Here is a 10,961-nt window from a genome sequence, read left to right as displayed (position 1 = left end):
GGGACGAATTAAGCCGTGCGGGTCATGATCCAACGCTGGTTCCCCACCCATTGCAGGTGGAAATCCACTTCATAGATCTGCGACAACAGTGCGGGTGCCATCACCTCACGGGTGATGCCCTGCGCGACCAACTGCCCAGCGTGCAACAACCAAACCCGATCGGCCTGCTGCAGGGTATGATTCAGATCGTGCGCGCACACCAGCGCGCTTCGCCCACTTTGGCAGAATTCGCGCAGCAGGCGATCCAGCGCGACCTTTTGCGCCACATCCAGGCTATTGGTCGGTTCATCCAGCAGCAACAATCGGCTGTGCGGGTTGACGCTGGGCCACACCTGCAGCAATACCGCCGCCAGCCGCACCCGTTGCCATTCGCCACCGGAAAGCTGTGTCAGCATGCGTGACAGTTTATCCACCAGCTTCAACCGCTGGCACAGATAGAGGATGGTGTGCTCCACTTCGGTTTGCGCCGCGCCGGCAGGCCGGTGCAACGCCAAATACTGAAACACCGGCATCAGCGACACCGGCGGCTGTTGCTGGCTGAGATAACCGCGTCGGCGCGCCAGCTCGCTCCCCGGATAATCGGCTAACGCGCGTCCGTCCAGGCAGACTTCGCCCAGCCCCGGCAGCATGCCCGCCACCCGCGCCAGCAGGGTACTCTTCCCTGCGCCATTTGGGCCGATCAGGTGAACCTGCAACCCGCCGTCAATCTGTGCCGAAAAAGGCGCCAGGCGCCCCGCCACCCCAACCTCAACGAGTTGCAGCATCCGTATTATCCTGCCAGCGCTTGTTTCACCGCCGCCACCAGCGCCGGATCCTCAGGTGTGGTGTCAGGCGAGAAGCGCTGGATCACCGTGCCGTCGCGCGCGATAAGGAATTTCTCGAAGTTCCACAGAATGTCGCCGGGGTGCTTCGGCGCACGCCCCTTGCTGGTCATCCGCGCCAGGAACTCGCTGCCTTCCGGCGCGACAGCCTCCGGCTGTGCGGCAATCAACGCTTGATACAGCGGATGACGGTGTTCGCCGTTCACCTCAATCTTGGCAAACATGGGGAATTGCACGCCGAAGGTTCCGCGGCAAAACGCCAGGATCTCTTCGTTGCTGCCCGGCTCCTGGCCCAGGAATTCATTGGACGGGAACCCCAGGACTTCCAGCCCTCGTTCGCGATAGGTTTCGTACAGCGCTTCCAGCCCTTCGTACTGCTTGGTCAGGCCGCACTCCGAGGCCACGTTGACCACCAGCAGCACCTTGCCCTGATAGGCACCCAGCGTGGTCGTCTGATTTTCGATGGTTTGTAACGGCAGGTTGTCGATTGGCTTGCTCATCGGTTGTCATCCTTTGGTTTTTTAATGGCAGGTGAATGAAGAAAACTACCTTACGCCTTTTGTCCGGGTCAGTAACCAGATAAATAGCGGCGCCCCCAGCGTGGCGGTCACCACGCCGATCGGCAGCTCGGCCGCCAGCAGCGCAACGCGAGCGATCACATCGGCCACCAGCAACACCCCGGCCCCCGCCAGCGCGCAGGCCGGCAGCAGATAGCGCTGGTCTGTCAGGCCAGTGAGTCGCAAAATATGCGGGATCACCAGCCCAACGAAGCCGATCACCCCGGCGAGCGCCACGCTGACGCCAACCAGCCAGCCGATCGCCAGCACCAGCAGGTTACGCCACAAATGCAGCGACAGCCCGAGCTGGCGCGCCTGCACCTCGCCGAGCGCCATCAGATTGAGCGCTCGGCCCTGGCCACACAGCCACAGCAACACCGGCAGCAGCGCCAGCACCAGCCACTTTTGGCGCCAGTCGACGCCGCCGAAACCGCCCATCATCCAGTACATCAGCTGCCGCAGATCGAGGCTGGTGCTAAAATAGACCGCCCAGGTCATCAGCGCGCTGCACACGATGCCCAGCGCCACGCCGACCAGCAACAGCCTTGCATTGGTCAGACGTCGCCGGCGAGCGAAACCCAGCAGCAAGAAGGTCATCGCCAGCGCACCGGCTATCGCGGCGGCGCTCATCAGCGCCACCGGCAACAAACCGTGCCCCAACAACACCGTCAGCACCAACGCTACGCCGGCGCCGTTAGCGACGCCCAGCAGACCGGGCTCCGCCAGAGGATTTTCAAACAGCGCCTGCATCACCGCGCCCGTCACCGCCAGGGCGGCGCCGACCAGCATCACCGCCAGCGCGCGCGGCAAACGCAGTTGCCAAACGAACAGTTGCGCTCGATCGCTGAACCACGCTGACGGCCATATCCATTGGTCGCCGGCGCAAAGGCTGACCAGCAAAGCCACCGCCACGCCCAGCGCCAACAGACCGAGCTGGCGTTTATCGCGGTAGCGTTGATGTTGCAACAGTAAGGTGAAGGTACGGCTGGTTGGCATGGCGCGGCGGTTCCCTGCCGGCCGCTGTCGTGGCCGGATAATTGACGTTTGAGTCGAATATTAGGGGGTTAACGCCGCAAGGGGAAGTCTTGCGTGGATCGTGGCTCAGGAAAGCAGCGGCTGGCCTTGCCCGTCATCGCAGCAATGATGGCAAAACCAGCCGCCGATAAACTCAGGGATTAACGATGCGGGCCGGCGTTGCCCAGCGGATAAGGTTGGCCGCGGCCGTCATCGCGGCGGTCATGGTCACCGCGATCGTCATGCCGGCGGTCGTGGTCGCGACTATCGCGATCGCCGTGGAATGGATTGCCGCTGCGTTCCGGTTCACGATGCGCATAGCCACGCGGCGGCGAAGGTTGCCATCGTCCGCCGTCCCAGTACATACCGCGCGCATTGCGCTCACCCAGGCCGCGGCCCTGGTGCGCATGCCACCACTGCGGGGGACGCCAGTCGTAGCCATCCCAGTAATAGCCACGGCGGTCCTGATCCCCCAAATGCAGGGAAACGCCCGGCACGTTGATATCGACGGAGACATCGGCCTGTGCCGCCAGCGGCAGCAACAGCGGGAAACACACCAGCAACAGGATCTTTTTCATTTTGCCTTCTCACTCTATTTTTCTTGCTGCAGTGGTTATATCAGTGCGCTTATTTAGCGACTATCTCACCGGCGCCTATTTTCAGATCGTTTTCGACGGCCTTACACAATCCCGACACTGTTTGCCGCCGCCTTTAATTATTATTGCCTCTGCCAAGGCTTAACGAATAACTGACATCGCTTAAGCGGCACGACAATGATAATTAAACGGATCCCCACCGGAGGATAATAAGATGATTAAACGTATCGGTATGCTGCTGGCCGTGGTCGCCCTCGCCTCAACCCTTAGCGCCTGCTGCTGGGGCCCGCACGGCGGCGGCGGCCATCGCGGCGACGGCCCTGGCCATTATTACGGCCGTTATTGAAGCGGGAAATAAAAGCCACACATTATACGAAATAAGATATGAGAATATTCTGCAATTAAGGGAGATGATTTTCGCCGTGCCAACTTAACGGCTCAATGACGTCTTGTCTTATCGATTAGGAATAAACTGAATTTTGTCTCAGAAAAGAAAAAGGCCGCGCAAGCGGCCTTTTTTGATGTCACGTCACTCACCCTTTCGGGCTGGCGTTTTCTACCCGGCTTTTCAGCTTCTGCCCCGGACGGAAGGTCACCACGCGGCGCGCCGTAATCGGAATGTCTTCGCCGGTCTTCGGGTTACGCCCCGGACGTTGGTTCTTGTCACGCAGATCAAAGTTGCCAAAACCCGACAGTTTTACCTGTTCGCCATTCTCAAGGGCCCGACGGACCTCTTCAAAGAACAGTTCCACCAGGTCTTTGGCGTCCCGTTTGCTAAGCCCAAGCTTCTCAAACAGGTGTTCTGACATTTCAGCTTTAGTAAGCGCCATAGGTTCAATCCCTCAAGGATGCTTGGAATCGCTGTTTTAGAGCCTCTACGCATTTTGCAACGGTAGCGGCTATCTCCTCTTCTTCCAGTGTACGAGCGGTATCCTGCAATACCAGACTGATAGCCAGGCTCTTGTCACCTTCTGCCACGCCCTTGCCACGGTACACGTCAAACAAGTTTACGCCAACTACCTGATTTGCGCCAACTTTCTTACACTCGGCCAAAATATCTTCTGCGGGGACGTTTTCAGCCACCACAATGGCGATATCACGGCGGTTTGCCGGGAAGCGCGAAATCTCCCGCGCCTGAGGCACGGCGCGGCTCGCAAGCTTGTTCCACTCCAGTTCAAACACCACGGTGCGGCCGTTAAGATCCAGTTTACGTTCAAGTTCCGGGTGAACCACACCGATGAAACCAACGCGTTCGCCATGCAAATAAATCGCCGCACTTTGCCCTGGATGCAGAGCCGGATTGGCTTCCGCCCGGAACTGAATTTCGGATAATTTACCGGTCAGCTCGAGGACAGACTCCAGATCCCCTTTTAAATCATAGAAGTCGACGGGCTTGCGCGCCAGATCCCAATGTTCATCGTGCGTATGGCCGGCGATCACGCCCGCCAGCATGACATCCTGACGGATACCCAGATCTGCCGCACTATCAGGCACAAAGCGCAGACCGCTTTCGAACAGACGCAGACGCGTCTGCTGGCGGTTCTGGTTATACACCACCGCAGACAGCAGGCCGGTCCACAGCGACAGACGCATCGCCGACATTTCTACCGAAATCGGGCTTGGCAGGATCAGCGCTTCTTCATTCGGGTGCAACAACGCCTGCACCTTCGGATCGACGAAGCTGTAGGTGATCGCTTCCTGATAACCGTGATCGACCAGCATGGTCTTCACGCGCTTCAGCGTCAGATCGGCTTCGCGATGCTGGGTCATCACCAGATCGGCGCGGACCGGCACATCCGGGATGTTGTCGTAGCCGTAAACGCGCGCCACTTCTTCCACCAGATCCTCTTCGATCTCCATATCGAAACGCCAGCTCGGCGCGACCGCTTGCCAGCTGTCGCCCTGCTCGGTCACCTGGCAACCCAGGCGGCGCAGAATGTCGCTGACCTGCTCGCTCGGCACCACGTGGCCGATCAGGCGATCCAGTTTCTCGCGGCGCAGCGTGATGGTGGCGCGCTTCGGCAGTTCGTTCTCGTGGGTCACGTCGATAATCGGGCCGGCCTGGCCGCCGCAGATGTCGAGCAGCAGGCGCGTGGCGCGCTCCATCGCTTTGTACTGCAGCGCCGGATCGACGCCGCGCTCATAGCGGTGAGAAGCGTCGGTGTGCAGGCCGTGACGGCGCGCGCGGCCGGTGATCGACAGCGGGCTGAAGAAGGCGCACTCAAGCAGCACGTCCTGAGTTTCCCCGTTGACGCCGGAATGCTCGCCGCCGAAGATGCCGCCCATCGCCAACGCTTTTTGATGATCGGCGATCACTAAGGTATCGGCGTTCAGTTTGGCTTCGTTACCGTCCAGCAGCGTCAAGGTTTCCCCTTCTTCCGCCATGCGCACCACGATGCCGCCGTCGATGCGGCTCAGATCGAAAGCGTGCATCGGCTGGCCAAGCTCCAGCAGCACATAGTTGGTGACGTCAACTACCGCATCGATGGAGCGGATGCCACAGCGACGCAGCTTTTCACGCATCCACAGCGGGCTTGGCGCCTTGACGTCGATGCCTTTCACCACGCGGCCCAGATAACGCGGACACGCCTGCGGCGCGTCAACGCGGATCGGCAGCGTGGCGTCGATAGTGGCAGCCACCGGGCTCATATCCGGCTCGGTCAGCGCCACCTGGTTCAGTACGCCCACGTCGCGCGCAACGCCGATGATGCCCAGGCAGTCGGCGCGGTTCGGGGTAACGCTGATCTCGATGGTGTTGTCGTTCAGTTTCAGGTAGTCACGGATGTCGGTGCCGATCGGCGCATCCAGCGGCAGCTCGATGATGCCGTCATGATCGTCGGAAATGCCCAGCTCGGAGAATGAGCACAGCATGCCTTCCGAAGGCTCGCCGCGCAGCTTGGCGGCCTTGATTTTGAAATCGCCCGGCAGCACCGCGCCCACGGTGGCGACCGCCACTTTCAGGCCGGTACGGCAGTTCGGCGCGCCGCAGACGATGTCGAGCAAGCGATCGCCGCCGACGTTGACCTTGGTGACGCGCAGTTTGTCGGCGTTCGGGTGCTGACCGCACTCGACCACTTCACCCACCACAACGCCGTTAAACGCGCCGGCGACAGGATCCACGCCGTCCACTTCCAGGCCGGCCATGGTGATTTGATCGGATAATGCTTCGCTGCTGATGGCCGGGTTTACCCACTCGCGCAACCAGAGTTCACTGAATTTCATGTGATATTCCCGCCTTACTTAAACTGTTTGAGGAAACGCAGATCGTTTTCGAAGAATGCGCGCAGATCGGTGACGCCGTAACGCAGCATCGTCAGGCGCTCCATGCCCATGCCGAAGGCGAAGCCGGAGTAGACTTCCGGATCGATGCCCACGTTGCGCAGCACGTTTGGATGCACCATGCCGCAGCCCAGCACTTCCAGCCACTTGCCGTTCTTGCCCATCACGTCCACTTCAGCGGACGGCTCGGTGAACGGGAAGTAGGACGGACGGAAACGAACCTGCAGGTCTTCTTCAAAGAAGTTGTTCAGGAAATCGTGCAGCGTACCCTTCAGGTTGGTGAAGCTGATGTCTTTATCGACGATCAGCCCTTCCATCTGGTGGAACATCGGGGTGTGAGTCTGATCGTAGTCGTTACGGTAAACGCGGCCCGGCGCAATGATGCGGATCGGCGGCTGTTGGTTCTTCATGGTGCGGATCTGCACGCCGGAAGTCTGGGTGCGCAGCAGGCGCGTGGCGTCAAACCAGAAGGTATCGTGGTCGGCGCGCGCCGGGTGATGCCCTGGAATGTTCAGCGCGTCGAAGTTATGGTAATCGTCTTCAATCTCCGGGCCGGTGGCAACGGAAAAGCCCAACTCGCCGAAGAAGGTTTCGATACGGTCGATGGTGCGGGTCACCGGATGCAAACCGCCGTTCTCCATGCGACGGCCTGGCAGGGAGACGTCGATGGTTTCAGCCGCCAGGCGCGCGTTCAGCGCGGCGCTTTCCAGCGCGTTCTTACGCGCGTTCAGGGCGTCCTGCACTTCTTGCTTGGCCTGGTTGATCACCGCGCCGGCCGCCGGACGGTCTTCCGCCGGTACGTCACGCAGAGACTGCATCTGCAAGGTGAAATGACCTTTCTTGCCAAAATATTCGACGCGCACCAAATCTAACGCGGCAACATCCTGGGCATCTTCTACGGCTGCCTTGGCATTGGCAACCAGCTCTGCGAGATGTGGCATTGCTTTCCTCTTCCTCTGGCCGGGATGGCCCTAAGTAATTGTTATCTATTATTCGAACACGCCTTTGAGCAATCTTCAAAGACTTTTCAATGCGTTGTCGACCAGGCGACTCACCTGCGCGGCACAGGGCCGGCTAAGTGTCTGCCCCCTCGCCGCAGCAGTGTGCAAGGCGAGGCGATGGCCAAAAACAAAAAAGCCTCCACGAGGGAGGCTTAGGCGCTACTTTTCGTTTCTTTTCTTACGCGCGAAGCCTCCTGAAATCAGGCGCTAAAGTAAAAAAAGAAACGAAAAATAGCTGCGTGCATGATTGCGGTACCTTGTCGATGATTGTCCACCAGTGATATAGCGGCGGGCAATAAAAGTCAATATTTGTCGCTGAAAACAAAGATTAAAAGAGGGAGCAAGCTCCCTCTTCAACTGACTTACGCCAGAGCTGCTTTCGCTTTCTCAACCAGTGCGCCGAAGGCCACTTTGTCGAAGACTGCGATGTCAGCCAGGATCTTACGGTCAATTTCGATCGACGCTTTTTTCAAGCCGTTGATGAACTTGCTGTAAGACAGACCGTTCTGACGAGCAGCTGCGTTGATACGTGCAATCCACAGCTGACGGAACTGACGCTTACGTTGACGACGGTCACGGTAAGCGTACTGACCTGCTTTGATTACTGCCTGGAAGGCAACACGATATACGCGCGAACGGGCACCGTAGTAACCTTTCGCCTGCTTCATGATTTTCTTGTGACGTGCGCGTGCAATTACACCACGTTTTACGCGAGCCATATGCTCTCTCCTAAAGTCTTATTCTAAATTCAAAAAAAATGGCTTATGCGTACGGCAGGCACGCGGTAACCAGGACCAGATCGTTTTTAGACACCATGCCTTTCGGACGCAGGTGACGTTTACGCTTGGTTGCTTTTTTGGTCAGAATATGACGCAGGTTGGCATGTTTACGCTTAAAACCACCGCTGCCGGTTTTTTTGAAGCGCTTGGCTGCACCACGTACAGTTTTAATCTTTGGCATTTTAATTAAATCCACTTCGCATTGTTAAACAACGAATCAGTTGGGCGAATAAAACCCACACAGCGCAAGCGCCGCGCGGGTTCCATTACTTGTAAGCCTTACTGTTTCTTCTTAGGAGCGAGCACCATAATCATCTGGCGGCCTTCGATCTTCGTAGGGAAGGATTCGACCACTGCCAGATCCATATCTTCACACAGGTCTTTACGGACGCGGTTAAGCACTTCCATACCGATCTGCTGGTGCGCCATCTCACGCCCGCGGAAACGCAGGGTGATTTTGGCTTTATCGCCATCTTCCAGAAAGCGAATCAGGTTGCGTAGTTTGACCTGATAGTCGCCATCATCGGTGCCAGGACGGAATTTGATTTCCTTGACCTGAATAACTTTTTGCTTCTTCTTCTGTTCTTTCGTCGACTTGCTCTTCTCGTAGAGGAATTTGCCGTAATCCATGATTCGGCAAACTGGCGGTTCGGCATTTGGGCTGATTTCTACTAAATCAACGCCCGCTTCCTCAGCTTTTTCAAGAGCTTCATTCAGACTGACAATACCAATCTGCTCGCCATCGACGCCGGTTAGGCGAACTTCTTGCGCGCGAATTTCTCTGTTAATGCGATTAGGACGCGCCGGTTGAACTCGTTTTCCGCCTTTAATACTTTATTCCTCCAGTTGATGAAGACTACGGCTGCGAATCTCTTTCAGCAGCTTGTCTACGACTTCGTTTACGTCCAGGCTTCCCAGGTCTTTGCCACGGCGGGTACGAACGGCAACTTTGCCTGCTTCGACCTCTTTGTCGCCGCACACCAACATGTAAGGGACTCGACGTAAAGTATGTTCGCGAATTTTAAAGCCAATCTTCTCATTTCTCAAGTCCGCTTTCACGCGAATGCCTGCATCCTGCAGTTTTTTGGTCAATTGCTGGACATAATCAGACTGGCTGTCGGTGATATTCATCACCACCACCTGCACCGGAGCGATCCAGGTCGGGTAGAACCCGGCGTATTCTTCGGTCAGGATACCGATGAAGCGTTCCATGGAGCCCAAAATGGCGCGGTGAATCATTACCGGCACGACGCGATCGTTGTTTTCGCCAACGTACGATGCGCCCAAACGGCCCGGCAAGAAGAAATCGAGCTGCACGGTACCACATTGCCATGCGCGATCCAAACAATCATGCAGGGTAAATTCAATTTTCGGTCCGTAGAAAGCGCCCTCGCCCGGCTGGTATTCGAACGGAATGCCGTTCTCGGTCAGCGCGGCGGCCAGGTCTTCTTCCGCCCGGGTCCACATGTCGTCGGTGCCGATGCGTTTTTCCGGGCGAGTCGACAGCTTGACGGCGATCTTGTCGAAACCGAAAGTGCCGTACACGTCATACACCATGCGGATGCATTCGTTCACTTCGGCGCGCACCTGCTCTTCGGTACAGAAGATGTGGGCGTCATCCTGTGTGAAGCCGCGCACGCGCATCAGGCCGTGCAGGGAACCCGACGGCTCGTTGCGGTGGCAGCTGCCGAATTCGCCCATGCGCAGCGGCAAATCGCGGTACGACTTCAGGCCCTGGTTGAAGATCTGCACGTGGCCCGGGCAGTTCATCGGCTTGATGCAGTATTCGCGGTTTTCCGACGCGGTGGTGAACATGGCGTCCTTGTAGTTTTCCCAGTGGCCGGTTTTTTCCCACAGCACACGGTCCATCATGAACGGACCTTTCACTTCCTGGTACTGGTACTCTTTGAGCTTCATGCGCACGAAGGCTTCCAGCTCGCGGAAGATAGTCCAACCGTCGTTGTGCCAGAACACCATGCCCGGCGCTTCTTCCTGCATGTGATACAGGTCGAGCTGTTTGCCGATCTTGCGGTGATCGCGCTTGGCCGCTTCTTCCAGACGTTGCAGGTAGGCGTTCAGCTGCTTCTTGTCTGCCCAGGCGGTACCGTAGATACGCTGCAGCATTTTGTTTTTGCTGTCGCCGCGCCAGTAAGCGCCGGAGGTTTTCTGCAGCTTGAAATGGTGGCAGAAACGCATGTTCGGCACGTGCGGACCGCGGCACATGTCGACGTATTCTTCGTGGTGATACAGGCCAGGACGATCGTCATGGCTGATGTTCTCATCCAGGATCGCCACTTTGTAGATTTCGCCGCGCTCGGCGAAGGTGTCGCGGGCTTCTTGCCAGCTGACCTTCTTCTTGATGACGTCGTAATCCTTATCGGCCAACTCATGCATCCGCTTTTCCAGCAGATCCAGGTCTTCCTGCGTCAGGGTGCGGTCGATATCCACGTCATAATAGAAACCGTTGTCGATCACCGGACCGATCGCCATTTTGGTATCCGGCCACAGCTGCTTGATCGCATGACCCAGCAGGTGCGCGCAGGAGTGGCGCATGATTTCCAGACCGTCTTCGTCTTTGATGGTGATGATGGCCAGCTGCGCATCCGATTCGATCAGATCGCCGGCATCAACCAGTTCGCCGTTGACGCGGCCGGCGATACAGGCTTTCGCCAGGCCAGGGCCGATATCGCGCGCGACATCCATCGGGGAAACGGGGTGGTCGAAATGACGCTGACTACCGTCAGGAAGAGTAATAACAGGCATTAATAATTCCTTATCTACAGTGGTGACCCACACGACAGATCACATGCAGTACGAAAATTGGGTTTTGGGTTTGGTCAGCCAGGTTTCAGATCTCGCCCACAATTGCCAGATTGAAACCTCACTGGGTATACAGAATGGAACGCATACCTTC

13 protein-coding genes and 1 other annotated feature are annotated in these 10,961 nt (G+C 57.6%); of the genes, 1 reads left to right on the top strand and 12 read right to left on the bottom strand.

What is annotated here, in order from left to right:
• Positions 1–8: 8 nt before the first annotated feature.
• The 4 genes from btuD to ACJ8PL_RS06925 all read right to left on the bottom strand — a co-directional run bounded on the left by btuD (position 9) and on the right by ACJ8PL_RS06925 (position 2,970).
• The gene (gene btuD, locus ACJ8PL_RS06940; RefSeq protein WP_016927960.1) at positions 9–764 is read right to left on the bottom strand and encodes a vitamin B12 ABC transporter ATP-binding protein BtuD; all 756 of its coding nucleotides are present in this window, start codon (positions 762–764) and stop codon (positions 9–11) included.
• A gap of 5 nt (positions 765–769) precedes the next feature.
• Positions 770–1,321: a glutathione peroxidase gene (locus ACJ8PL_RS06935; RefSeq protein ID WP_004931411.1), complete on the bottom strand. Its 552-nt coding sequence runs from the start codon at positions 1,319–1,321 to the stop codon at positions 770–772.
• Positions 1,322–1,366: 45 nt separating this feature from the next.
• Positions 1,367–2,374, bottom strand: coding sequence for a vitamin B12 ABC transporter permease BtuC (btuC, locus tag ACJ8PL_RS06930; protein ID WP_097102163.1), 1,008 nt, complete (start codon positions 2,372–2,374; stop codon positions 1,367–1,369).
• A gap of 179 nt (positions 2,375–2,553) precedes the next feature.
• Complete coding sequence (locus ACJ8PL_RS06925; protein ID WP_261105370.1) at positions 2,554–2,970, bottom strand: DUF2502 domain-containing protein; 417 nt, start codon at positions 2,968–2,970, stop codon at positions 2,554–2,556.
• A 232-nt stretch (positions 2,971–3,202) separates the two neighbouring features.
• Here ACJ8PL_RS06925 and ACJ8PL_RS06920 point away from each other — a divergent pair, with 232 nt between their 5' ends.
• A complete protein-coding gene (locus tag ACJ8PL_RS06920) occupies positions 3,203–3,334 on the top strand; it encodes a hypothetical protein (protein WP_016927963.1) in 132 nt (43 codons plus the stop codon).
• Positions 3,335–3,521: 187 nt separating this feature from the next.
• On the opposite strand, the gene ihfA is transcribed toward ACJ8PL_RS06920, so the two are convergent.
• From ihfA to thrS, 8 genes are all read right to left on the bottom strand, one after another.
• Positions 3,522–3,818, bottom strand: a complete 297-nt coding sequence (gene ihfA, locus ACJ8PL_RS06915; protein WP_004931414.1) for an integration host factor subunit alpha — start codon at positions 3,816–3,818, stop codon at positions 3,522–3,524.
• Between the two features lie 4 nt (positions 3,819–3,822).
• Positions 3,823–6,210: a phenylalanine--tRNA ligase subunit beta gene (gene pheT, locus ACJ8PL_RS06910; protein ID WP_016927965.1), complete on the bottom strand. Its 2,388-nt coding sequence runs from the start codon at positions 6,208–6,210 to the stop codon at positions 3,823–3,825.
• Positions 6,211–6,224: 14 nt separating this feature from the next.
• Positions 6,225–7,208, bottom strand: a complete 984-nt coding sequence (gene pheS / locus ACJ8PL_RS06905) for a phenylalanine--tRNA ligase subunit alpha (protein WP_004931416.1) — start codon at positions 7,206–7,208, stop codon at positions 6,225–6,227.
• A gap of 186 nt (positions 7,209–7,394) precedes the next feature.
• Positions 7,395–7,517 (bottom strand) — a sequence feature (Phe leader region).
• Positions 7,469–7,513, bottom strand: coding sequence for a pheST operon leader peptide PheM (gene pheM, locus ACJ8PL_RS06900; RefSeq protein ID WP_121626058.1), 45 nt, complete (start codon positions 7,511–7,513; stop codon positions 7,469–7,471). (Overlaps the previous feature by 45 nt.)
• A gap of 113 nt (positions 7,518–7,630) precedes the next feature.
• Complete coding sequence (gene rplT / locus ACJ8PL_RS06895) at positions 7,631–7,987, bottom strand: 50S ribosomal protein L20 (protein ID WP_004931417.1); 357 nt, start codon at positions 7,985–7,987, stop codon at positions 7,631–7,633.
• 43 nt (positions 7,988–8,030) lie between these two features.
• A complete protein-coding gene (gene rpmI / locus ACJ8PL_RS06890) occupies positions 8,031–8,228 on the bottom strand; it encodes a 50S ribosomal protein L35 (protein ID WP_004931418.1) in 198 nt (65 codons plus the stop codon).
• A 98-nt stretch (positions 8,229–8,326) separates the two neighbouring features.
• Positions 8,327–8,878: a translation initiation factor IF-3 gene (gene infC / locus ACJ8PL_RS06885; protein WP_048233542.1), complete on the bottom strand. Its 552-nt coding sequence runs from the start codon at positions 8,876–8,878 to the stop codon at positions 8,327–8,329.
• 3 nt (positions 8,879–8,881) lie between these two features.
• Positions 8,882–10,810, bottom strand: coding sequence for a threonine--tRNA ligase (thrS, locus tag ACJ8PL_RS06880; RefSeq protein WP_025159696.1), 1,929 nt, complete (start codon positions 10,808–10,810; stop codon positions 8,882–8,884).
• Positions 10,811–10,961: the final 151 nt, after the last annotated feature.

This window comes from Serratia sp. CY83965, from assembly GCF_052166375.1.
Taxonomy (GTDB): domain Bacteria; phylum Pseudomonadota; class Gammaproteobacteria; order Enterobacterales; family Enterobacteriaceae; genus Serratia; species Serratia marcescens.
This window is presented reverse-complemented; position numbering and strand designations above follow the sequence as displayed.

What these genes read in the sequence shown, in the direction of transcription:
- btuD (WP_016927960.1), bottom strand. Translation starts at nt 764, where the DNA reads ATGCTGCAACTCGTTGAGGTTGGGGTGGCGGGGCGCCTGGCGCCTTTT.
- ACJ8PL_RS06935 (WP_004931411.1), bottom strand. Translation starts at nt 1,321, where the DNA reads ATGAGCAAGCCAATCGACAACCTGCCGTTACAAACCATCGAAAATCAG.
- btuC (WP_097102163.1), bottom strand. Translation starts at nt 2,374, where the DNA reads ATGCCAACCAGCCGTACCTTCACCTTACTGTTGCAACATCAACGCTAC.
- ACJ8PL_RS06925 (WP_261105370.1), bottom strand. Translation starts at nt 2,970, where the DNA reads ATGAAAAAGATCCTGTTGCTGGTGTGTTTCCCGCTGTTGCTGCCGCTG.
- ACJ8PL_RS06920 (WP_016927963.1), top strand. Translation starts at nt 3,203, where the DNA reads ATGATTAAACGTATCGGTATGCTGCTGGCCGTGGTCGCCCTCGCCTCA.
- ihfA (WP_004931414.1), bottom strand. Translation starts at nt 3,818, where the DNA reads ATGGCGCTTACTAAAGCTGAAATGTCAGAACACCTGTTTGAGAAGCTT.
- pheT (WP_016927965.1), bottom strand. Translation starts at nt 6,210, where the DNA reads ATGAAATTCAGTGAACTCTGGTTGCGCGAGTGGGTAAACCCGGCCATC.
- pheS (WP_004931416.1), bottom strand. Translation starts at nt 7,208, where the DNA reads ATGCCACATCTCGCAGAGCTGGTTGCCAATGCCAAGGCAGCCGTAGAA.
- rplT (WP_004931417.1), bottom strand. Translation starts at nt 7,987, where the DNA reads ATGGCTCGCGTAAAACGTGGTGTAATTGCACGCGCACGTCACAAGAAA.
- rpmI (WP_004931418.1), bottom strand. Translation starts at nt 8,228, where the DNA reads ATGCCAAAGATTAAAACTGTACGTGGTGCAGCCAAGCGCTTCAAAAAA.
- thrS (WP_025159696.1), bottom strand. Translation starts at nt 10,810, where the DNA reads ATGCCTGTTATTACTCTTCCTGACGGTAGTCAGCGTCATTTCGACCAC.